The 22,447-nt window shown below is 43.0% G+C and carries 31 protein-coding genes and 1 pseudogene; 28 read left to right on the forward strand and 4 right to left on the reverse strand.

The window, feature by feature from the left end; translation table 11 throughout:
* Positions 1 to 116: 116 nt before the first annotated feature.
* Entirely contained in the window at positions 117 to 362 is a 246-nt protein-coding gene (locus tag F899_RS07735; protein WP_005221874.1) for a hypothetical protein, read from the forward strand.
* A 225-nt stretch (positions 363 to 587) separates the two neighbouring features.
* On the opposite strand, the gene F899_RS07740 is transcribed toward F899_RS07735, so the two are convergent.
* The 4 genes from F899_RS07740 to F899_RS07755 all read right to left on the reverse strand — a co-directional run bounded on the left by F899_RS07740 (position 588) and on the right by F899_RS07755 (position 3,439).
* Complete coding sequence (locus F899_RS07740) at positions 588 to 1,862, reverse strand: hypothetical protein (RefSeq protein ID WP_005221879.1); 1,275 nt, start codon at positions 1,860 to 1,862, stop codon at positions 588 to 590.
* Positions 1,863 to 1,934: 72 nt separating this feature from the next.
* Entirely contained in the window at positions 1,935 to 2,315 is a 381-nt protein-coding gene (locus F899_RS07745) for a hypothetical protein (protein WP_005221881.1), read from the reverse strand.
* A 122-nt stretch (positions 2,316 to 2,437) separates the two neighbouring features.
* Positions 2,438 to 2,656: a hypothetical protein gene (locus F899_RS07750; RefSeq protein WP_005107099.1), complete on the reverse strand. Its 219-nt coding sequence runs from the start codon at positions 2,654 to 2,656 to the stop codon at positions 2,438 to 2,440.
* Positions 2,657 to 2,665: 9 nt separating this feature from the next.
* A complete protein-coding gene (locus tag F899_RS07755) occupies positions 2,666 to 3,439 on the reverse strand; it encodes a LexA family transcriptional regulator (protein ID WP_005221883.1) in 774 nt (257 codons plus the stop codon).
* A 117-nt stretch (positions 3,440 to 3,556) separates the two neighbouring features.
* Between F899_RS07755 and F899_RS15785 the strand changes: the two genes are divergently transcribed.
* The 27 genes and pseudogenes from F899_RS15785 (at position 3,557) to F899_RS07890 (ending at position 22,401) form a co-directional block, all read left to right on the forward strand.
* Positions 3,557 to 3,781: a hypothetical protein gene (locus F899_RS15785; protein ID WP_005107096.1), complete on the forward strand. Its 225-nt coding sequence runs from the start codon at positions 3,557 to 3,559 to the stop codon at positions 3,779 to 3,781.
* Positions 3,782 to 3,801: 20 nt separating this feature from the next.
* Positions 3,802 to 4,158: a helix-turn-helix domain-containing protein gene (locus F899_RS07765; RefSeq protein ID WP_005107094.1), complete on the forward strand. Its 357-nt coding sequence runs from the start codon at positions 3,802 to 3,804 to the stop codon at positions 4,156 to 4,158.
* A gap of 57 nt (positions 4,159 to 4,215) precedes the next feature.
* Complete coding sequence (locus F899_RS07770) at positions 4,216 to 4,989, forward strand: phage antirepressor KilAC domain-containing protein (protein ID WP_005221885.1); 774 nt, start codon at positions 4,216 to 4,218, stop codon at positions 4,987 to 4,989.
* Positions 4,986 to 5,231, forward strand: coding sequence for a hypothetical protein (locus tag F899_RS07775; RefSeq protein ID WP_005221886.1), 246 nt, complete (start codon positions 4,986 to 4,988; stop codon positions 5,229 to 5,231). The genes F899_RS07770 and F899_RS07775 overlap by 4 nt, the downstream gene beginning before the upstream one ends.
* Complete coding sequence (locus F899_RS07780; RefSeq protein WP_005221887.1) at positions 5,228 to 6,175, forward strand: helix-turn-helix domain-containing protein; 948 nt, start codon at positions 5,228 to 5,230, stop codon at positions 6,173 to 6,175. Before F899_RS07775 ends, F899_RS07780 begins: the two co-directional genes overlap by 4 nt.
* Positions 6,176 to 6,234: 59 nt before the next feature.
* Positions 6,235 to 6,714 (forward strand): hypothetical protein, encoded by a 480-nt coding sequence (locus tag F899_RS07785; protein ID WP_005221888.1) that lies wholly within the window; start codon positions 6,235 to 6,237, stop codon positions 6,712 to 6,714.
* Between the two features lie 73 nt (positions 6,715 to 6,787).
* Positions 6,788 to 7,192 carry a hypothetical protein gene (locus F899_RS07790; protein WP_005221889.1) on the forward strand — a complete coding sequence of 135 codons (405 nt, stop codon included), beginning with the start codon at positions 6,788 to 6,790 and terminating at the stop codon, positions 7,190 to 7,192.
* Between the two features lie 66 nt (positions 7,193 to 7,258).
* Positions 7,259 to 7,636 carry a hypothetical protein gene (locus F899_RS07795; protein WP_005221890.1) on the forward strand — a complete coding sequence of 126 codons (378 nt, stop codon included), beginning with the start codon at positions 7,259 to 7,261 and terminating at the stop codon, positions 7,634 to 7,636.
* Positions 7,614 to 8,315, forward strand: coding sequence for a hypothetical protein (locus F899_RS07800; protein WP_005221892.1), 702 nt, complete (start codon positions 7,614 to 7,616; stop codon positions 8,313 to 8,315). The genes F899_RS07795 and F899_RS07800 overlap by 23 nt, the downstream gene beginning before the upstream one ends.
* A gap of 16 nt (positions 8,316 to 8,331) precedes the next feature.
* Entirely contained in the window at positions 8,332 to 8,547 is a 216-nt protein-coding gene (locus F899_RS07805; protein WP_005221895.1) for a hypothetical protein, read from the forward strand.
* Positions 8,544 to 8,738 carry a hypothetical protein gene (locus F899_RS07810; protein WP_005221897.1) on the forward strand — a complete coding sequence of 65 codons (195 nt, stop codon included), beginning with the start codon at positions 8,544 to 8,546 and terminating at the stop codon, positions 8,736 to 8,738. Before F899_RS07805 ends, F899_RS07810 begins: the two co-directional genes overlap by 4 nt.
* Positions 8,739 to 8,745: 7 nt before the next feature.
* Positions 8,746 to 9,171 carry a DUF1064 domain-containing protein gene (locus F899_RS07815; protein WP_005221899.1) on the forward strand — a complete coding sequence of 142 codons (426 nt, stop codon included), beginning with the start codon at positions 8,746 to 8,748 and terminating at the stop codon, positions 9,169 to 9,171.
* Positions 9,172 to 9,181: 10 nt separating this feature from the next.
* Positions 9,182 to 9,703: a hypothetical protein gene (locus tag F899_RS07820; RefSeq protein ID WP_005221901.1), complete on the forward strand. Its 522-nt coding sequence runs from the start codon at positions 9,182 to 9,184 to the stop codon at positions 9,701 to 9,703.
* Positions 9,684 to 10,145 (forward strand): DUF7352 domain-containing protein, encoded by a 462-nt coding sequence (locus tag F899_RS15790; RefSeq protein ID WP_228127793.1) that lies wholly within the window; start codon positions 9,684 to 9,686, stop codon positions 10,143 to 10,145. Before F899_RS07820 ends, F899_RS15790 begins: the two co-directional genes overlap by 20 nt.
* A 2-nt stretch (positions 10,146 to 10,147) precedes the next feature.
* Positions 10,148 to 10,531 (forward strand): hypothetical protein, encoded by a 384-nt coding sequence (locus F899_RS07830; RefSeq protein ID WP_005221904.1) that lies wholly within the window; start codon positions 10,148 to 10,150, stop codon positions 10,529 to 10,531.
* A 141-nt stretch (positions 10,532 to 10,672) separates the two neighbouring features.
* Complete coding sequence (locus F899_RS07835; protein ID WP_005221905.1) at positions 10,673 to 11,359, forward strand: hypothetical protein; 687 nt, start codon at positions 10,673 to 10,675, stop codon at positions 11,357 to 11,359.
* A gap of 88 nt (positions 11,360 to 11,447) precedes the next feature.
* Complete coding sequence (locus F899_RS07840; RefSeq protein ID WP_005221907.1) at positions 11,448 to 13,109, forward strand: terminase large subunit; 1,662 nt, start codon at positions 11,448 to 11,450, stop codon at positions 13,107 to 13,109.
* A gap of 13 nt (positions 13,110 to 13,122) precedes the next feature.
* A complete protein-coding gene (locus F899_RS07845) occupies positions 13,123 to 15,420 on the forward strand; it encodes a portal protein (protein ID WP_005221909.1) in 2,298 nt (765 codons plus the stop codon).
* Positions 15,421 to 15,568: 148 nt separating this feature from the next.
* Positions 15,569 to 16,033 carry a DUF2829 domain-containing protein gene (locus F899_RS07850; protein ID WP_228127809.1) on the forward strand — a complete coding sequence of 155 codons (465 nt, stop codon included), beginning with the start codon at positions 15,569 to 15,571 and terminating at the stop codon, positions 16,031 to 16,033.
* Positions 16,034 to 16,102: 69 nt separating this feature from the next.
* Positions 16,103 to 16,333: a hypothetical protein gene (locus F899_RS07855; protein WP_005221913.1), complete on the forward strand. Its 231-nt coding sequence runs from the start codon at positions 16,103 to 16,105 to the stop codon at positions 16,331 to 16,333.
* Between the two features lie 87 nt (positions 16,334 to 16,420).
* The gene (locus F899_RS07860) at positions 16,421 to 16,612 is read left to right on the forward strand and encodes a hypothetical protein (RefSeq protein ID WP_228127794.1); all 192 of its coding nucleotides are present in this window, start codon (positions 16,421 to 16,423) and stop codon (positions 16,610 to 16,612) included.
* Positions 16,613 to 16,629: 17 nt separating this feature from the next.
* Positions 16,630 to 16,935, forward strand: a pseudogene (locus F899_RS16000) (Gp49 family protein); the annotation flags it as partial.
* Positions 16,936 to 17,771: 836 nt separating this feature from the next.
* Positions 17,772 to 18,083 (forward strand): hypothetical protein, encoded by a 312-nt coding sequence (locus F899_RS07870; RefSeq protein WP_228127795.1) that lies wholly within the window; start codon positions 17,772 to 17,774, stop codon positions 18,081 to 18,083.
* 10 nt (positions 18,084 to 18,093) lie between these two features.
* Positions 18,094 to 18,348, forward strand: coding sequence for a hypothetical protein (locus tag F899_RS07875; protein WP_005221929.1), 255 nt, complete (start codon positions 18,094 to 18,096; stop codon positions 18,346 to 18,348).
* A complete protein-coding gene (locus tag F899_RS07880; protein WP_005221933.1) occupies positions 18,341 to 18,715 on the forward strand; it encodes a hypothetical protein in 375 nt (124 codons plus the stop codon). Before F899_RS07875 ends, F899_RS07880 begins: the two co-directional genes overlap by 8 nt.
* Positions 18,716 to 20,053: 1,338 nt before the next feature.
* On the forward strand, positions 20,054 to 21,088 hold the full coding sequence (locus F899_RS07885) for a hypothetical protein (protein WP_005221934.1): 1,035 nt from the start codon (positions 20,054 to 20,056) through the stop codon (positions 21,086 to 21,088).
* A gap of 20 nt (positions 21,089 to 21,108) precedes the next feature.
* On the forward strand, positions 21,109 to 22,401 hold the full coding sequence (locus F899_RS07890; RefSeq protein WP_004646854.1) for a phage capsid family protein: 1,293 nt from the start codon (positions 21,109 to 21,111) through the stop codon (positions 22,399 to 22,401).
* The last annotated feature ends 46 nt before the right edge of the window (positions 22,402 to 22,447 follow it).

The following is a 22,447-nucleotide window of genomic DNA, read 5'->3' on the forward strand; positions in this document are numbered from 1 at the left end:
AATAAAGTAAATACCTGATAGGTAAAATTGGTAAAATTATTTTTACTCTTCAGGTGAAATAAGTTTTAATAGACAAAAGAAAACCCACCGCTGGGGTGGGTTGTTTGGAGTTTGTTATGGTTGATCAGAAAGAACTTGCGATAATTCCAAAGGGTACAAAAATTCAAATTATGGGCTGTTCATACACTTTACTAGAAGATGCTAGTGTAGAAGGGAATCAAGATAATCTTAATTACATCCTTAAAGAACAAGAAAATTTCAATAAAGGAATTGGAGTGGTCAGTAATCCAAAACCCAAAGCCACTGATTCAAGAAAATCAGGTGGCAAGTTAGGCGGAAAAAATAATAACTGGATGTATTAATCAAAAGAAAACCCACCTTAAAAGGTGGGCTCTTATAATCTTACATTTTTATTTTAAAGTAGATAAAATTTTCTTTACACTCGCATTCGCATCCCTAGTGATACGAATATCGTTATTGCGTTTTTGAATGTCAAAAAAATGTTTATCACTTGATGAATTATGGCTAACCGAAGGAATTGTCTTGTTAGGTTTTTGATCGTAGAAAGAAGTTATATTGATCATATCTTAACCCTTAAAATAATTATCAAAAAAATGACGATTTAAATTTGCATCAAAGTAGTGCTTGCGTTTGACCCAAACCAACCCATCACCTTTAGAAATAACTGCAACATCAATTGGACCACCGACAGTTTCTAAGCTTGAAAATAACATTTTTCGCTTAAATGCTGTGATATTTACTAGAGATTCAGCCATTGCTGCTAATTCATCTTTCGGAAGGAAATGTATCATATTGTACATTGGACTTAAATAATTTTGATTCAAGAATTGCTCAAATTCTATATTGAAATTGTTTATTAGCTCATCTTTCTTTTCCTCAATACATTTGTACCAGCTGGCTTCAATAGGCACATCTTTAAGTGGAATTTGGTATAAATTTGTAATTAAATCATCAAAAGCTCTGGTAACAAATTGTCTAACATCTGAATTTACACCCTTCAAAAACGAAACTACAACATCTTCTTGAGCAAATGCAAGCACTTGAGATTGGGGTTCTTCACCATTTCGATTAAAGAAGGTTTTATCTTCTTCCACCTTGAAGATTAGGGTATTTAAATATATACCAGATATATCATAAGTTAAAATAGACGGGTAAATTTCGGACTCGCCAAAACCAGAAATTACAATACCAGCATTAGTTTGAGATGATAAATGATTCTTAATAATTAGGATTGATAATTGAAGAAGCTTATTATTATCTAATTCTAATAGATTATTATTAGTTTTTAACTGGAGGAAAAGCTCCTCACTGTCTGCGCTAATCTTTTCTTTTACTTTAACCTCATCAAAATTAATATTCGTACATGTTTCAGTTCTTTGGGTTAGAAAATTAATAGCGATTTCTAATGCTTCATTAAAGAAGTTAAGAAAATTCATATCATGTTCTGGGTTAGAGTTTGTAGCTTGTTCCTCTAACAGACAAGCGTCATTTAGTATAACTTGTATGAATGTATTGAGTTCTGTTTTAAACCAATTAACCTGAAGTGATTCAGGGAATAGGTTTATGTTCTCATTTATAAAGTTGATAAAGTCTCGGCCATATTCTTCTAATGAGTTAAAATTTTGATCTAATCTCCTCTTTCGATAAAACTTAATTAATGTTTCCCAGGGCATTCCAAGCAAAGAAGCATTACCGTATACCATTACACCAACAGGAGCAGTTTTCGAGAGTGAAAACAACTTAATGGCACTGTTAATGATTTTTTGTGTCCCTATAGTTACAGCACTATCTGCTGCTAACGCAACACCATGTGGATTGAGAATGGCAATTTCAGCTGTCATATATATATTCCACCCGATCCAAGAGCCGCTCGGGTATGCGGCTTTTTTAATTTATACTACTCAGCAATAAAGTTAATTCACCCAATATCTGTCACCATTAAAGTCATGCCTAAGTTGAAGGCAGGCTTGTCTAATTTCATTGTGCTTAAGATGTGAATTTTCTTCATTTCTATTAAAAACTAGAGGACTCTCTGAAATAGAGATATAACTCATATGGGTGCTCATAAGCGGGGCATTAGGATCGTTATTAGTTCTTTCCGCTATTTCCTCATAACTTAAACCCACAGCCAGCCTACTTGATGAGCTATTTATAAAATGATTGCAATTGGATACAAGTGTTTCGGCATCAAAAAAGGGCATCTTTTCGCCATTAACGATTAAACAACCATCATCACACTTGCTGGAACAGCCAGATAGTAAAAATAAAGCAAGAAAACCAAGAGCTATTTTCATAAATTTCCCCTATTAAATATTTTTCAATCATAGACCCACATAGGCTCTTAGTTTAAAAACCATTGAAACTCATGCTAGTGGCTAATTCTGTAAAAAGCAGACCTAGTTGTATGCGGTCATATTTATTCGTCTTTTTTATCAACCATCTTCTGGCCCAGCTTTCCTTCTTTGCAAAGCTGAACGATCTGCTCATTAGTCAACACTGGTACATAATAAAGATCACCAATTTCTTCAGCTAAAATTTTCACCTCTTGAGCGCTAAGAACTATTGTCTCATCGTTAGCAGCAGCGTCATTGATTCGGCTGATAATCTGGTTGATAGGTAATTTCGAGTTACTCATTTTTATCTCTCACGGCTTAACTAAGGCTGACTCTAAGCGTCCAATGAAATCAATTTCATTAAGCTGCTCATTGGTAATAAATTCATCTGGATAGCGGATCTTGTCAGGATTATCACTTGCAAGTCTTACTGTTGTTCCACCTGCGTAGCTTATGAATATCCTTTTCATTCTTAGCTCATAGTTATGCTTAAAGACATAAACTGACCCACTTTTAAGCATGCCTGGATCCTTGTCAGCCACATCAATAAAAAGAGGGCTGTCAGGTGCTACGGTTGGCCACATACTATATTCATCAGAATAAATTACACGTAGATTTTCTGGCTTAGCCTGTATGCCTAAAATCCTTAACAGTGATGGGTCTATATCTAAATATTCACTTGGGTCTTCTAAAAAATTCTCTATGCCGCTTCCACAAGAAGCTTTTACATCCCTGTACACCGGTATTCTCACACTATTCTTTTTACTTCCTTCAGCACCACGAAATTCAATGGGTGAAATCTGGATTCCACTTTTACTTGAGATGTCACCCAAAGGGATGGCGACAGCATTTGCTTGGTCCAAAAACCCTTTTGGCTTGCGAAATGCCTCTTCTATTTTGGCAGCCGTTTCATCGCCAATATTCTTGGTTGGATTTTTACCTATGTATTGACTAACTAGATTGTAAGAAAGCCCTACCTTTTCAGCAAAATCAGTGCGACTCAATCCAGACTCTTTCATTAAATCTCGAGCATTCTTAAGCCGTATTTCATGAATTTGCATCAAACCGGTCATGATAAATCCCATTGTTAATCCCATTGCTAAATTTACCTGTTAGGTAGAAAAAATAAATACCCTGATAGGTTGAATAAATTTTACCTAAGAGGTATATTTGATAATAATTTACCTATAAGGTGTATTTTCATGCGAAACCTATACGAATACTGGAAGTCCTTAAGCGAGGATGAAAAGCGTATTTTTTGCTCCCGTGTAGGAGTGTCTTACGGCTATATGGAATCACATTTGATTCATGGTCGAAAAAAACCCCGTATGGAAACAATTCAAGCAATCGTTGATGCCAGCAATAACAAGCTATCCCATAAGAAGTTGTTTGACTTTTTCTTAAAAAAGACACCTAGCGCCGCTTAAAACCAATTTAAGGAAACCCCATGAGCAAAGTATCTATTGAGCTAAGCGCAAGTGCCAGAAATGGCGTATCGCGCATTTTGCAAGCACTTGCAACAAGCAAACAGGGAGATCTAGCCGATCAGTTAGGAGTAGACCCTAGCACATTATCGCGTATGAAAAATGAATTGAAAAACAATAGCTTGACTGAAATTGAAATGTTTTGCGAGTTATTGAGCTGCCTTGGCTTAAAGATTGTGCCAAAGGAATATCAAAGCATTGATAAGTCTAGGGTCGAAGCACTTCTTGTTATGTCTAAAAGTTGGATGAGTCGTATTGAATCAGTAGATGACTTATTTCATGACGAAATCAGCGGACAAAAAGAAAAACTTGGATATTAAAAAGCCTGATTTACGAGATCAGGCTTTTGAATGTTTCAATCTCAGGAGATTCAAACAATGAATTCAATCATACAAATTCAGCCTAATAATAGCACACAGCAAGTCACCATGTCATCACCGGAACTTGTTGAATTTATTAATAAACATCGTAAAGAAGTTGCGACTGTAGAAAAGCCATATATCGAACTTCGTCATGACCACTTTATGGCAAAAGTACCTAAAGTTTTAGGTGAAAAAGTAGCTCCCAATTTTTTGGGAGATTATCAGGACGGGCGTGGTCGCACATATCCCTGTTATCACTTTCCAAAACGCGAATCTTGCCTTTTGGCCATGTCATACAGCTATGAGTTACAGGCTCAAGTCTTTGACCGCATGACAGCCATGGAAGAAGCCCTGAAGCAACCTGTCGCATTGCTTCCAGACTTTGCAGATCCAGCTGCTGCTGCACGTGCCTGGGCAGAACAATTTGAAGCCAAGCAATTGGCACAACAACAAGTTGCTGAACTGGCACCCAAGGCTGAAGCACTCGACACCATTGCAGACACCACCAATACCTACTGTTTACGGGACTGTGCCAAAACCATCGGCATCCGTGAATCCGATCTAATCAAACTTCTGATAGACAAAAAATGGATCTATCGAGATGCGGATCGCAAGCTGCAGCCGCATGCTCAATATGTTTTGAACAAGGTATTCACCAATCGTACGTCACCAGTGATCGTGAATCGCAATGATGGGAAAGAACGCGTTTTCTTACATATGCGCGTTACTGCATTTGGCCTGACCCGCATTACTGGGTTGGTCAATAAAAATCGGAAGGTGGCTGCATGAAAAAACAACGTTATATAGAAACTGAGCTTGGCACTGAAAAGCTTTGTATTGAATGCCAAGAACATTGGCCATTGGATGATGAGTTTTGGTACTTCGAAAACCGTAAAACCAAAACACAAGGTGTTGTGCGTCGCGCTTTGTCAGTGTGCAAGTGCTGCTATATCCCTCGTTATAAACCACATCTCTTACTGGGTGCGAAAAACAGTATTGAGAATAATAGTCATGCGAGGGTAGCAGCATGAGCTTAGATGCAACAACCTGGGCATGGAAAGTGCGCCAGAAACAAAAGCCAGGTGGAAGTACTAAACCTCTTAAGCGGTTAGTTCTTCTGTCACTGGCTGATCGAGCAGGTGAAGATCACTGTGCTTATCCGAGCGTTGCACGTCTGGTTGAAGATACAGAGATGGATCGGAAGACTGTACTCAAGATTATTGATGAGTTAATTCAGGATGGATTGATCGAAGATACCGGTGAAAGAAAGGGCAGAACCAAGCAGGTTAAAGTCTATCGTTTGGTCGGTGTAAATGGCCGTGAAACAGTCCCAACAATGGAATCCTTTAACGCTGAAAACGAGGGTTTAAAGGGTACCAATATTGGAACAGTCCCAACAACGGAACAGTTCCAACGTTCCGTGGAAAGAGTCCCAACGTTCCGTGGAAAGAGTCCCAACGTTGGGACACGGAATCTTTCAAAGAATCTATCAATAGAATCTAAAAATAAAAAATCATGGTTTTGTTTTAACAAACTTCGTGAAGAAATGTTTTTGACCGATGACAGTATCGATTTTGAAATCATCGTGGATTCGAAATGGATTGAACGTGAAAAACGTGCCTTTGAAAGTTACAACGCTGAAAAACCAATGAGCGATGAGTTGATGATTTATCACTTCGCTGACTGGGTGATCAACGCATTCAAAAACAAATACTCGAGTAAACCGAATTCTGAAAAACCTGCAGGTACGAAATACCAAAGCCAGCACCTTTCTGAAAAACAGATTTTTGTATTCGCTGAAAAACTTTCACACCACCCAGAGTTCACAAGCAAGTTCAGTGAACCAGGTGAGACTTACGAAAAACTTGCTGCCCGTATCGCCGTGAAACTCAAAGATCCGGCCCAGGCGAAGAAGTGGGAAGGTTATTTAAAACAGGTTGGATTTAATGGGGATTTATCTGATATCGCTGCATAACACAGGCAGGTTCAGGATCTCAATCAAAAATTAATTAAGCATCTTCGAGGGGAATTGAGATGACTTTACAGCACATAGAAGCACAAAAAGCGGCACGTTACGTGGGGAATTATTCAGAGAAGCAGGCTCAACGTCGTGCACTGGATGAAATGCTAAAGGGGTACAAGGGGAAGATCACTGAGTTACCAGGGCCAAACTTTAAACCACGTCCTGTTCACCACCACTGTGAAGATCCAAATGAGTTTTGCGGTCTGATCAAATTAAGCCGAATCAAGAACTGGTTCAATGCCGGCACTAAAAACCTGTCACGTCGCAAGATGATTTTAAAGTTTGTGGATATGACTGAAGACCAGGTGCTGTATATCACCCTGCCAGCCAATGAGCAGAGCCTAAGTAACCGTGAGTACCGCAATATTATGAATGCCATGCCACTGGTGGAAGCAGAAGAGCAGCGTTTGTTAGCTGATATGACCAGACCTTTCCTGGATCGTCAGCCTGCTGTTCACCAATCAGCTTTTGATTTTGGGGATGTGTCGTGAAAGATCTAAACAAGACACTGCTGTTTATTTTTATGTTGATCGGTGCTGCTTTGGTGAGATTAGGGGGTGGGGTGTGAGCTACAAAGAAGATCATACGATAAGTATTAATACCGCAGAAAACGTTATTAAGTTTTCACGGAAGTTTGAACGCGGTAACTGTGAGCATAAAAACATTCAGATCTCAGCGGAAGAAAATGAAGTTTTATGCACTGACTGCAATGTTCGCTTAAATCCGATCTGGTGGATCCAAAAGCATCTGAAGCATCTCAATCGGGCAACGCAAAGAAATAACAGTGCTCTATCCGAAGCCCGAGAGATTTATAAAAAACTGGAAAAGAAAAACTCATTCATGTGCAAACACTGCCATGAAGTGAATCTCATTGACTTCAAAAAACTACCAAGTAAAGCAGCAATTACACGGGGAATGTCTGTAGTTGAGCAGGATCATGCAGGTATGACTGTGGAGATTGATGGGTGAGTAATTTTTTAAACGCTTCAAATGCTTTATCAAAATTTCAATCAAGTATTACAGGGTGATTACCGCATGAGTTTAGGCCAAGACACATTTATGCCACGTGTTGAGCTAGTCGTTCACAAATTTACAAATCCAGAGTTGAAGCAGACACAGCGCGAGTACTGGGAAAAGGAAGTCGCAAAGTTTAAGAAACAGGGTAATCAGATTACTCAGATCCCGAGAGGGCAAAGCGGTTATCAATCAACTGAAATGGAATATGCCAGCAAGGGCAGACAAAGCAAAGGTGGAGCACGGCAGTCCACTACGGTTTATAGAACACATGAGGCAGATACCTATGAAGGTAATCCATGTAAAAAATGTGGTTTAAAACTGCGTTACGTTTCAAATAGTGCTTGTGTGGATTGTGCGAAATCGAGAAAGAAGAATGTCCAAGCTAAAAGTTCGTAAGAAGAAATTTAACCCAAACCGGGTATCGCCGGCAGCGATTAGACAGTACCAGCACGACGCATCATTGCGTCGTGACATGGCCCAAAAGTTCCCAATGGAAATGGAATATGTCGGCCATCATGTGCATGAGTACATTGAACGCAAGAAATTAGATGAAAAAGAATTATTTGATCTTTTTTCAGACAGCAAGACGTTACCGTTCCATATAGCGTTAGGGGCATACGATTGGCAGAACATGGGTGTCGTTCTGGCGCTCGATCATATCAAGCCGTGTGAGTGGTTTATTCATACCAATATTCATTTGATGAATGTGGAAGATGAAGAAACAAACATGATTACCGTGCCGTATGAGCAGAGAGTTCCAGAGATGCATCACTGTGAACTTTGGCAAGGTAAAGCAGATGCTCGGGTAGATCTGGGCATGGGTTTAAAGAAAGTAGGTTGGAAGGGCTTAAAGCAAGAACTGTCTGATGCCATTGATGCCCGGAAGGATATACCAGAAGGCCATGCTATTGAGTATATGCAGATATATATCAGCGCTGATGTCGATTTTAAGAGCCTTGCGGCCTACAAGGAATATCTGGCTGTGAACTCATGGCTAGAACAGGGCATTGAAGTTGCTGAAAGAAACCTGCGGCAATTATGGGTTTATGAACAAATTGCGCAGCAACAAGCATAATTTTTTGGAGAGAAGAATGCAGTGTGAATCTAAGAAACATAAGGATGAGGCTGCATTTGATCTGCATGCGGATTATCAGGACTGGGTGAAGGCACAGGATTTTTACCCAACCTTACTGGCCAATCGTGGGACGGCATTATTTTTACGTGACGGCGATGAATACCGCTATATGCCGGTTCGAGTTGGTTATAAGGCTTATCAAATGATTCAGAATAATCGGGGAACAATATGATGTTGAAACCAAATACTTTACATCTGGCCTTGGCTGGTGCGGGAATGTACTTCAATTTTGAACGTCGCATTATGGCAGCGTTTAATTCGAATACCGATAAAGCAGTGACTGGCTTACCTGAAGTTAAATCTTTAGACGAGCTTATGGCTGAAAATACCGGGCTGGTGTGTGCCTGGGACCTGGCTGAGTAAATAGCCTATGTCTGCGGTATTGTCTGAAAAGGAACTTCGTCGAGCAGGCCTGGGGCACTTATGCGCTAAGCCTGTCACTGAATCTGATGCGAAAAAGCCCAAGTACAACAATACCAAGACTGAAACAAACGGCATTAAATTTGATTCGAAGAAAGAAGAACGTCGATACAACACGCTTAAAGCCATGGAGCGGAATGGAATCATCCAGGATCTAAAGCTGCAACAGGCCTTTGTACTTGCACCTAAGGTGAGATTCAGCAATGAATCACGGGCTAAACCAGAGCTACGTTACGTTGCAGACTTTGTTTATATGCGTAATGGCCAGCAAATTGTGGAAGATGTTAAGAGTGTGGCCACACGCAAAAACGATACCTATCGCATTAAGCGTCATCTGATGATGTCGGTGCATGGCATAGAGATTATTGAGGTTTAAGGGGAATACCATGGCTGAGCGTAAAAGACACACAGACGCAGAGCAGAACGATGATAAAAAGTCATCGACTATCATGATCCTTGAGGCATGTATTGATCTGCATAACCAAGGGCAGCTGATTACACGTGATACCTTGCAGATTGCACTTCCACATCTGTCCAGAGGTCAAATTGATGACCGTCTAAGTTATCTGGTCGATACCAATCAGGTAAATCGTGTAGAGCGTGGCGTTTATATGCCAGTACAACAGCATCGTCCTGCACGCATGATTACAAAGACAGTGCTTAACGACGGTACAGTAAAGATTGAAATTGGTGATGATATTGTGCTGACATTAACACCTAAAGAAGCACGGGATTTTGGCTGTTTAATGGTGAGTGATGCCATGCAGTACAGCAATATTGAGATGGGGCGTAGCATGAACTATGTCACCAACAATATTGCTACTCAGGTAAGCAAATTGGCTCGCAGTATTGAACGGATCCATGAAGATAAGATTCAAGGAGGCCTGTTTGATGAAAGTGGTGCATAAATTTCCTATTACCCAAGCATGGGAGCAAACTTTTGAAGTATCAGAAGGTGCTCAGGTTTTGGATATTGAGCTGAGCAATGGACAACCATGTGTTTGGATATTGATAGATCCAAATGCACCTAAGGTGCCCTTAACCATCTTTGCTGCTCACACTGGCCAACCGCTTCGACACGAGCGTGGAATATATATAAAGACTCTGCATGTATTTAATAACCTTGGGCAGCAGATCGTGACGCATTTCTTTAGTAAGCCACAAGTTATTTCACCTGACTGGTATTTCTTTTATGCAGAAGAATTGGGTAAGGATCGACTGTTTCACAAGGATTATAATGATGGTTATTACTATGAGCTTATTGATAACAAACATGTAAGAGTCACAGATTCGCAGTTAGGCTTTGATTTGGTGAATACATACACCTTGAAAAAATATAGAGAAGAATAATTATGAATGTGACATACAACGAAATGGAGCACCCAGTACTAGGTGATGGTCAGTCCATGATTGAAAAGATGCATGAAGCTCACGCCAAGATGGAAGCCATTAAGGTTGAATTTGACGATGAACCTTATGCAATCCTGGTGGATCAAGAGAACTTTGAAAAACTCCTACAGGAAACCCAGCACACTAAACCAGACTTAAAAACCAATGAGGTGATGCTACCTATTTTATACGGTATTCCGGTCATTCTTCAGGATGTGTATGCGTACAAGGTTGTTACTTTGAAAGAGTACAAAGCTTTCTATGAAGGAAATGTGCAGAAAATAAAAAAGTTTGCTGTATGGGAAAGCTATAAGCCCATTGTGCTGGAACCAAAACCAAAACCATAACCATAACCCTCAACTGAGGGTTTTTTAATGCCTATACCTTTCCGTGGAACATATACCCACCGTACGCACTGCGTAAAACTGTAGGGTTCGACAGTACGCACTGCGCACTCTCATCATCACCTTGTAAACAAAGGTGGTGTGATGTCAGAGAAGAAAATAGCTCCTGATTGGGAACGTATTGAAATCGAATATCGTGCAGGCGTGCAGTCTATAAGACAGATAGCACAAGCCTTTGGCGTATCTGACGGTGCTATTCGCAAGCGTGCAAAAACCCAAGAATGGACCCGCGATTTAAACGGCAAGATCAAAGCAAAAGCCGAAGCAATAGTACGCACTGAAGTAGTACGCACTGAGGTACGCAACTCACCTGAATATAAGGCCACTGAAAAAGAGACCATTGATGCCAATGCCAATCTGATCGCCAGCATCCAGATCAATCAGCGTAAAGATATCCAACGTGCCCGAAATTTATGTATGGGCCTGTTTGATGAACTTGAACACATGATCGGACTGGACAACATTGCACTACTCGATGACTTCGGCGATGTCATGCGCAAGGAAGATGACAAAGGCCAAGACAGGCTGAATGACCTGTACATGAAGATCATCCAGCTGCCGAACCGGGTGAAGTCGATGAAGGATCTGGGCGACACACTCAAGACTTTGGTTGGTCTGGAAGTACAAGCTTATGGCCTGGATAAAAAACAAGAAGAAAAAGCCGATGACCTGACTGCATTGATCAATCGAATTGCACAAAGCAACTCCTCTACATTCCAGCCTGTAGCACATGACCCTGAGTTCGATAATGAAAATGGGGACGCTACGTGAATAGAACGACTAACGCCCCACATCAAAATCATTTCATGCGCATACGTACAATAAAAGTGCACCATGATTGTGCAGAAGTGGTGATTATATGATGTATAACACCAACTTAGCGGAACTACCCACAAATAAAGAAGAACTGGAAAGATGCCTTGCTGACCCACAATGGCGTATTTTTTCCGGCTGTCTGTACAAGATCAAAATTAAGGGTGATGACTTCAAGGATGAGCTGGGTAATGTCATTGAAGCCGATACCTTTGAGCTGCCATTTAAGCCGAACGCTGCACAGATCAAATTTTTAAACCGGCTGTGGCACCGCAATATTATTTTAAAAGCACGTCAGCTCGGTTTTACTACACTGATCTGTATCTTGTGGCTGGATCATGCACTGTTCAATGCTAACCAGAACTGCGCCATTATCGCTCAGGACTTGCCGACGGTTTTCAGTATCTTCAAGGACAAGATCAAGTTTGCCTATGACAACCTCCCAGATGAAATCAGAGCACGCTTTCCTTTAAAAGCCTATAACAAGTCAGAAATTGAGTTTGGCCACAATGGATCAAGCATCCGTGTAGCGACATCATTCCGTTCCGGTACCATCCACCGCATGCTGATTTCCGAGTTTGGTAAGATCTGTGCGAGTGATCCAGCCAAAGATGATGAGGTTATTACCGGTTCGATCCCAACTGTACCGACCAACGGTGTGCTGGTAATCGAATCCACGGCGGAAGGGCGTAATGGTTCATTCTATGCAATGGTTCAGGCAGCACAGACCAACTACTTGCTGCGCAAAGTCCTTACTTCCAAAGACTATCGATTCCATTTCTATGCCTGGTGGCAAGAGCCGAAGTACCGAATTGATTCTACTCAAGTCACTATCTCAGCCAGAGATCATGAAGAACTGGATGAAGTTGAGCTGATCGTACGCCAGAAAATGGGGATTAAGATGCGTCTCGATCCTGATCAGCGTGCCTGGTATGTGCTGACACGGGACAACGACCTTCGCGGTGATAGTGCCAAGATGTGGCAGGAATACCCATCATTCCCTGATGAAGCATTCCAGGTGGCCAAAGATGGTAACTACTATGCCAAGGATATGCTGGCACTGCGTAAGCGTGGTGGTATTGGTCAGATCGAAGTGTTGGATGTGCCGACTTATACCTATTGGGATATTGGGAATCATGACGGCTGTGCAATCTGGTACCAGCAGATCATGAATGGCCAAGACCGTTTTATTCGCTACTACGAGAAACATGGCCAAGATCTAAGACACTATGTAGCAGAGATCAAATCACACGATTACATCTACCACACCCACTTCCTGCCACATGATGCAGCACACCAGCGTCTCGGTGACTTTAACAAGTCTGTTATGGAGCAGCTGGAAGAACTATTACCAGGGCATAACTTTGTGATTGTGCCGCGTATTACTCAACTGATCCACGGTATTCAGTCCACACGTAAGCATCTAAAGAATGCCTGGTTCGATAAAGACGGCTGCAAATTGGGTATTGAGCGTATCGAAGGCTATCAGAAGAAATTCTCCAAAGCAGATAAATGCTTCATTGATCAGCCGAACAAGGCCAATGGCTGCTCTGAAGGTGCCGATGCTTTGCGTCAATGGGCACAGGCCAAAGATGCAGGAATGATTGAAGACATAGCAGACATGACGAGCCGTGTAGGGTTCGCAGAAGATGAGCCAAAACGCCAAGATAACTACAACGATGAGCCAGTCGACTGGCGACTAATGTAGAACAGGTAGCAGCATGCAGAATGATGAAAACTCAGTGACTGATACGCCAGAAGTTATAGATGAAATGGCATTGAACCTTCAGGAGCTCAATGAGATCCATGACGAGATAGAGCAGCAACCACACTGGCGTACGACTGCAGATAAAGAAATGGACTATGCCGACGGCAACCAGCTGGACAGTGAATTACTGACCCGGATGAAGCTGATCGGTATTCCTCCTGCCATTGAGAATATGATTGGTCCTGCATTGCGTGCCATTGAAGGTCATGAGCTGGAAACACGGACAGACTGGCGTGTGACACCCAATGGTGAGCCTGGTGGACAAGATGTTGCAGATGCACTGAACTATAAATTGAATCAGGCTGAGCGATTATCCAAGGCAGATAAGGCATGTAGTGATGCATTCCGGCCGATGATCGGCTGTGGTATCGGCTGGGTTGAGGTTAAGCGTGAAGCAGATCCTCTGAAGTATCCCTATCGCTGTGTTGCAGTGAACCGTAATGAAATCCATTGGGATATGAAAGCCCAGGAAGATGACCTAAGTGATGCACGCTGGTTGCGTCGTAATCGCTGGGTACATCCGCAGCGTCTTAAGATTGCATTCCCTCAGCATAAAGAACTGATTGAAACGATTGGCCGACACGGTGCTTTGTGGTGGCAGCATGACAGCATGATTGATGGTGGCAACTCTACCGGTCTGCGTAATGCCTGGGGAGATGCTCAAGCCTGGTCTAAGACCGAGCGTTTCTGGTTCGATCAGACTTCTAAAGAGATTAATGTCTCAGAAGTATGGTATCGCCGTTGGGTAGAGCTGACCATGTTGCGTTTTGATGATGGCCGGATCGTTGAGTTTGACGAAAGCAATCCAGCACATATTTATGCTGCAGCAAATGGTTATGCGATTCCTGAGCGTGCACCAGTGGCTAAAATGCGTCGTAGCTATTGGATGGGACCACATTGTCTATATGATGGGCCGACACCATATCCGCATGAAAGTTTCCCATATGTCCCGTTCATAGGATTCCGTGAGGACAATACCGGCATTCCATATGGCTTTGTACGAGATATGAAGTACAGCCAGGACCTGATCAATTCAACACAGGCTAAACTGCGTTGGGGTTTAAGTTCGGTACGTGTAACCACAACACGTGGTGCATCTCAGATGACACGTGGCCAGATCATGCAGCAGATTGCACGTCCAGATGCCTACATCGAGCTGAATCAGCAGCACATGGCCAAGACTGGGGCAAAGTTTGAAGTTGAGCGTGACTTTGAATTGAATCAGCACCAATTTAAGTTGCTTGAAGATAGCCGGATCTCGATTGAGCGTACCAGTAGTATTACTTCAGGCTTCCAAGGTCGACAGGGTACCGCAACCAGTGGACGACAAGAGCAGCTGCAGATTGACCAGTCGAATCAGGCATTGCGTAAAATCATGGATCACTTTAAGGAATCTCGAACCCTGGTCGGTGAGTTATTACTTTCTATGATTGTAGAAGACTTAGGCAGCAAGGAAGAAGTAGTGGTGATCGAAGGTGATGCGATTACTGCAGAGCGTCGTGTGCATATCAATAAGCCTGAGACAGATCCAATGGGTTATACCTATCTGTCTAATGATGTACAGCGTACCCGGATCAAAGTCATTCTTGAGGATGTGCCAAGTACCAGTGGATTCCGTGCACAGCAGCTTGCAGCCTTGTCCGAAGTTACCAAGTCGTTGCCACCAAATATTCAGCAGACGATTCTACCGTACCTTATTGCGCTTACAGATACGCCGTTTAAGCGTGACATCATTCAAAGCATTCGTGATGCAGTGGATGCACCGACACCTGAGGAAGTGGAACAACGTATTAAGGATGCAGTGGCTCAAGCTCTGAAAGAATCTGGCAATGAGATCAAGCTGCAAGAATTGCGCTTGAAAGAGCGTAAGACAGAAAGTGATATCAAGTTGGTGGATGCTAAAGCTGTACAGACAGGCGTTCAGTCACAATACAGTGCAGTTCAAGGTGCGGTACAGGTCGCTACGATTCCACAGGTGGCACCAATTGCCGACCATATCATGCAGGGTGCAGGTTATCAGCGACCTAATCCAATGGGCGATGATCCGAACTTGCCTATACCTGGTGAAGTAGCAGCACGTGATATACGTTCACCATATCTGGAAGGGGAAGGTGCTCAGATCGGCAGTGAAGGTATTGCCGAGATGCAGGTGCAGCAGAATACCAGTCCGATGAATCCTCCGGTACCACAACAGCCTTCTACTGGGCTGCAAGGAATTGAGACGGCGCGGACCAGTGATAATCTTGGTTAAATATTAAGCTGTAAGACGTAGAGCCTTATGAAGAATAGAGAGATGAGAATTCTCTCTTTTTTTATTATTTAAGGTGTTGATAATGAATGATGTGCAATTTGAACCGATGCATAGTTATATTGGAACAAAAAAAGTTTATGCAACTCCCATGACGCGCGGGGACTATAACCATTATCGTGGCTGGCAAATTCCTGAAAATGAAGATCCAAGCGAACAAGGTTATCTAGTTGAATACCAGGACGGTGGAAAACCTTGCGATAGCCGTCATACGGGTTATATTTCTTGGTCTCCAGCTTGTGTATTCAAGGATGCTTATCGTCAAAATGGATCTTTATCTTTTGGTGATGCACTTAAAGAATTAAAAGAAGGTGAGCGTATTGCTCGAACCGCATGGAATGATCTGCAATGGCTAACTGTTTCCAATATAGGTACAGCAGAGGTAAAGGCTGACAACTTCTGGTCACCACATAATGCAGCATTTGCACGTGATAATGGCGGAACTGCAACTGTCATGCCGTGTATCACGATTAAGAATGTGCAAGATCAAATTCAAATGGGATGGGTGCCAAGTCAAGGTGATTTATTCGCAAACGACTGGGTTGTTTTGGATTGATGATTAAATAATCAACAAGACGTAACCCAGTACCAAACAATAGCCTCATTACCAGATGAGGCTATTTTTATGGACATTGAACAGGCTCGAACGTTTCTAAACAAAACAGGCCATGCAGGTGTGATCCGTATTTTAAATGCTGCACCTAAGGATCCTCAGTGTTTGTATTACGTGGATGAACATTCAGAGCATACGAATACACAGGGATTCTATGCAGATAAGTTTGTTGTTGGTGTGCATAACAAACATACGCATTACAAGTTGAGTGACTTGAAAAAATTGGTTCTATGGGAAAAGTAATATTCAACTATTCGCCTGATTTTTATACAGCATGACGTAAACCATAACAGCATCATCATCTACATAGTCTTTGAGATGATGATGCATATGAAAAAAATAATTCTTCTGATCCTTCTCAGCTTGCTGATCTTTTCATTAATTCTCTATCACACGGAACGCCTCGGTCTTGCTGCGGTCGTCATTTCATTGACGATCTGCGCACTGATTATCATGGCTGCGTCGTACCTGATGGAGCATGCATATATCAAAGACATTAACTCTAAAGATCACCACAAATAATCCACTAGGAGACATTCATGTCACACACAGATGAACAGATGGAACAAGAGATTCAAGACAAAGGTTTGGAAGCTCCACGCGTCACACTTGATCAGATCAAGGAGATGATGAAGCGTGTGCAATACGTCTTTGAGCAGCCAGAAGGTACGACATCTACATTCGCTCATGCATTTCTAAATGGTGATTTCTATTTAGCAACTGGCCATACCGCTTGTATATCCAAAGAAAACTTTGATCCATCGCTTGGTATTAAGTATGCACAAGAAGAAGCAGCTCAGAAGGCTCAAGATAAATTATGGGAACTTGAAGGTTATAACCTGTACCGTAATCCGATGATGGAATGTAGTACACATGAAAATATTGGTGCTGGTATTAATAAGCTCCTTGAAACACGTATTCCAATTTTGGATCAAATTTATGATCTGTGTCTAGCTATTGAAAAATGTGGTGCATCACCAGAACTAACGGATGCAGTTACTAAGGCTGGTGCTTTACGTGAGCCAATAAGTGAATTGGTGAATCAAGCTCTTGCGCTTGGTATAGGTGAAGGCATTGCGAGCGTAAGTTTTAGTAATAGTCCTAAAGCTGAACTAGGTGAAGTTCTGCCAGAAGATCCTAAAGAGCCGTCAGAGTCAGAGGAAGGATCGAAGCTTTGCTCAGGATCAGCGGTTGGTTATAGCTCAACTTTCACCGATCCAAATCTTATTGCACAATTGCAGGAATGTCTCGGTAATCGCCATATTAAGTCTTATGGCTTGCATGAATTGGTTGTAGTGCGATTAGCAAAAGAACTCGGTGGATCCGCTGATGATATCAAAGTCAATTCAAGCGCTCAGAAATGTGCAAACAATTGTGATACAGCATCTTCAGATGCTTTAGCAGAAGCGTCGAATCGTGGTTTAGGCGATCTACTACCCGAGTTCCCTTGGGAAAGTATTCCAACACAGCAGGTTCTTAAGTATGTAGGCCCTGTGGCATTTGCATATGTCTGGGCAGTTACCAATGAGCAGCAGGATTATTGGACTTGCACGATTTCTGTGAATCATGCGCCAGAACCTACGCCATCAATTACACAGAGCGGTATTACTGAAGAGGTGGCATTTGCAGCGGCAATCCGCACACTTAAAGAAATAGCCTATAAAAATGAATGGGTGCTGGGTTGAGTAAGTATTCAGAACTCACAAAGCTGATCGATGAGGCATTGTCCATCGGTCAGCAGGCCGCAGATAAGACTGATGATGGTGGTACTGCGAACTTAGACAAGTTGGTTATCAGTGGTTTGAAAGGGGTAAGAGAATCAACTTTGAAGAATGCTGGAATCAATTGTTATAAGCACTGGTCATATGCTGGTGACTTTGTAATAAGTCGCTCATATGGCCAAGGCAATAAAAACACAGCTGGCATTGAAGCAGCTAAAGATTATCTAAAGTCCAAAGGTGTGGACTGCTATGTCCACTCTCAAATGGATTGAGGGGATTTATATGAAATTCTTACAAGCAACTTTAATTCTATTGTTTGCAGCTGCATTCACGGCGTGTTCATCACCGAATGATACAACCAAGGCATTGAAGGCCCAAGGCTTTACGGATATTGAAACTTATGGCCGTGCATTCTTTGCGTGCTCTGAGGATGACACATTTGCTACTAAGTTTACTGCGACGAATCCAAAGGGTGAGCGTGTGGCTGGTACTGTGTGCAGTGGCTGGTTGAAAGGAGCAACAATCCGTTATGACTAAGATTAATACTGGTGTAATTAGCACACCATTCAAACTTTCTGCATTGACCATGGCTATAGTTGTGGCCATTGCAACTCAGCCAAAGCAGGAAGATGAACCGCATTGGTTGGATGCGGAAGAAGGACCACTGGCACAGCGCTTCGATAACTTCCTGAATAGCTGGACTGATGATACTGAGTTCACGATTGAACATGAGTCATACGATGCACTTGCAATTGATCTGTACCGCATGACAGCCGATAGTATTCCGTTCTCATTCCGTCGTATCGATGACCGTTATAGTCTGCTATTCGTCAATGAATCAGAAACGATCCAGCAGGAAACCTTCGAGTTTTTTGTCGAGCAATTAAAATATTTACCACTTTGATCTGTTTGTATTTTTTTTATACACGTCGTCGTAAACCGGCGACTTACTATAAATATATCGGGTGGTGGTGAGCATCGTTCGGTGAACAAGCCAAGGTTTGTTTAATCTCCATTGACGGTTCGGAAAGACGAACACATTGATTGAAGATCAGCGGTAGCGACCCACAAATACTGTAAATCGAAACGAGTCGCCAATCAAAGAGCGTGAGCACAGCGGTGCGTTCAGGTGTTGAACTAAAAGCACGGACAGCCTGGAAAGACAGGCGAACCCATCTGATGAGCTTGTGAGACTCAAGCGAAACCGAAAGGTCATGGGACAGCGCACCATTGCAGGACATGGCATAAAAACCCCATGCAAGCGATGAGGACTGCCGAAGGGATGTGCGACGTACTTCGGATGGCATAGCACATTATTGGCCGAAAAGTTTTTCAGTTTGAAATGAGCCATAACTGCCGCTATGGGCAAAAGTACCTAACTGATGACAACTCGGAAAGACGAGTACCTATATTAAAGAGTGCGGACATGAAAAACAGTGGTCTACATAATGAAAGGCATTCCAAGCCTGTGAGTAATAGATCAGGATGCTCTTTTTAATATAGGTTCTGAGAATACAGCTGAATGTCCAACATCGAAAGATGCGTTACAGCTTGCCTAGGGTTACATGAGAGGACAGCCCGAAGCCCCTACATGCAGAAGGGTTATTGCGTATAGACAAAATACAGAGTGCATGAGTGTGGTCTGACAGCTCGGAAAGACGGCATTTACCCTTGGCCACAGGCGGTGTGTGTGCTTTTGCTTCTTCCCTCAAGTTGCAATGCACAGTAGGTTCGAATCCTACGCTCAGGGCCATATATTTTGGAGTGCCATTAGAACGGTGGCGTTTGCACAGTCCAGACAGGCTTCGGCAGGAATGGATAATCCACATTGTGGAGATGGGAAGCGCGATCCTGGCGCATTTATAAAAGTACCGTGCAATCAACAGTTCTGCAATTGAGTATCGGGAGACGCTTAATTGAAGAAATAACCGTTTAGGCGGGTTGTTACTGTACCTTGAAGCAGATCACCCTTATCTGTGCCGGTCAAAGGGATTCTAATTACGCTGTGGGTTCTTACCCTTTTTTGCCCACCTTTCCCCAAGGGTGGGCTTTTTTTTAGAATGTGTTTAAGCCACTTAATTAGTGGCTTTTTTATTGCCTAACTATAGCCCCTGTGTAGGGTTCGACCATCTATTGCCATATCCCAAATACTCAAGCCTACGTTGAGCAATCGACAGCAAGCGACTCTTAAAAGTCAGCACTTCACCTATATGCGGCTACAGCGATAAGTGGCAGGAAAGGCATGAGTAATACAGAGCATTTAACGACAGACATTAACGCGGATGCTGATCAACAGAATCTGGGCGCAAGCTTATTAGAAGCTGCGCTATTTGGCGAGACTGCAGAACCAGCTGCAGAAACAGGTAGTGTGCCAGCCACTACACCAGAAGACGTAAAAGCAGATGCAGGGACAACTTCACCTGATCCGGTACCGTCAGAACCTGTGGTAACACCGCCGGCCACTGAACCAACGCCACCAGTTGAAGAAAATGCGGAAAATTCTGTGGTCTTGGCAAAGGATGGTAAACACACCATTCCTTATGAACGACTGCAAGAAACCCGTGAACAAGTACAGCAGTATAAGCAGCAAGTGGAACAACTCACTGCACAGCTAGCAGCACAGCAGACACCTGGTAACACTCAGGTCGCACAGCAGAATGCAGCTGTAGCAGAGGCGGTCATTGAGGCAAGCGGAAACAATGCTGATGTGATGGCCATGTTTGGTGACTTCTCGGAAGAAGCGATTGCCAAAGGAGTTGAAGCACTGGTGAGCCAGCGTGTATCTGCACAAGTGCAGAGCATGATGGATGCAGCCCTTGCACCGTTTAAGCAGCAACAACAGCTGAGTGCGGAGCAACAACACTTTGCTTATATCGGATCATCACATCCTGACTATGAATCGATTCCAGAATCGCAAGAGTTTCAGGCATGGAAAGATGCGCAACCCAGCTTTATACGCAGTGCCTATGAAGATGTATTGAATAAAGGCAGTGCAGAGCAGGTGGTTGAACTCTTAAGTTTGTACAAGTCCCAAAATAATGTCAGTCCAAAGGTTGATACACCAGCGCCAACACAGGCCATGGTGGAGAAAGCCAAGCAAGCTGTACAGAACGCTCCATCCAAAGTACCGCACAGCGTGACGGATCTACCTGCAGGTTCACCTGCAGCATTATCCGCTGATGAACGTTTGTCGAATTTAAGTGGGCCTGAACTTCTCGCAGAAATGGAGAACTGGTCGCCTGATCAAGTCGAAGCGTACATGAGCCGTCGTGCATAAATTTGTTAGTGGAGAATACCATGACTGATAAAACCCATGCCGCATACGGCGATAAAACCAATATGATGCAACAGTCCGTTGGACTTTTTGCAAAAAGCCTACGTCGTAAAAGCACGCTGAACAACCTGGTTGGCCCAATGCCAAAAGGTGAAGGTAGTGCAGAAGCGACCATTAAAAAACAAACTTCCAAACACATGCCGATTGTACGTGTTCAGGACTTAGGCAAAGGCCTGGGTGATGAAGTTACCTACAACCTGATCCAGCCAGTAAATGCTTATCCGATCATGGGTAGCGAATATGCTGAAGGTCGCGGTGTCGGCATGTCGATCGTTGAAGATCGTCTGCGTGTAGACCAGGCACGTTTCCCTGTAGATCTGGGTAATGTGATGACTCAGATCCGTTCACCAGTAGATTTCCGCCGTATGGGTCGTCCAATTGCACAGGACTTGATGGATCGCTATAGCGATATGTCTCTTTTAGTTCATCTGTGTGGTGCACGTGGTTTCGTTAAAAATGTGGAATGGCCAATTCCAACCGAGGAAGATCCGAAGTTTGCCAAAATTATGGTGAACAAGGTTCTGGCACCTACCAAAAACCGTCACTTCATGGTTGATGGCCAAGGCGTTAAATCATTTACCACCAATGCTGGTGAAGCATCTTTGGCAACTACAGACCTGTTCACCCTGGATACTGTGGATTCAATGAAGCAGGTACTGGATGACATGATCTTGCCGCCACCTTGCATAAAGGTTGAAGGTGATGATGGGTCGGAAGATTCGCCATTACGTGTATGGCTGGTATCTCCAGCACAGTATAACTGGTTCGCAAAACAGCCAAACTTTCGTCAGTTCGTAGCTGATGCAGTAGCACGTGCATCGAATGCCAAGTTGCATCCGTTGTTCCGTGGTGATGTGGGTATTTGGAATGGTTTCCTGATCCGCAAAATGTCACATGCCATCCGCTTCTTTGCAGGCAATGCAATCAAGTATGCAACGAGCTATACCTCTGAAGCAGAAGCGTCAGCGCTTGTACCTGCAAGCTTTGGTAAAACGCATGCGGTGGACCGTTCCATCATCTTGGGTGGTCAGGCGCTTGCAGAAGCATTTGCTGCACATAAAACCTCGGGTGTGCCTTACTTCTGGTCTGAAAAGGGTGATCTGGATCATGGCGATAAGGCTGAGCTTTTGATCGGAACAATTCGTGGCGTGAAGAAAATCCGCTTTGATGTTGATGTGGATGGCGATGGTAGCAACATGCAATACACCGATCATGGTGTGATTGCAGTCGATACCGTAGTGAAAATCCAAGGCTAAGGCTGAAACAGGGCTGAGTGATTGGCCCTCCGTCAAATTTTAGGAG

The organism is Acinetobacter sp. CIP 101934 (assembly GCF_000369585.1).
GTDB classification, from domain to species: Bacteria; Pseudomonadota; Gammaproteobacteria; order Pseudomonadales; family Moraxellaceae; genus Acinetobacter; species Acinetobacter schindleri.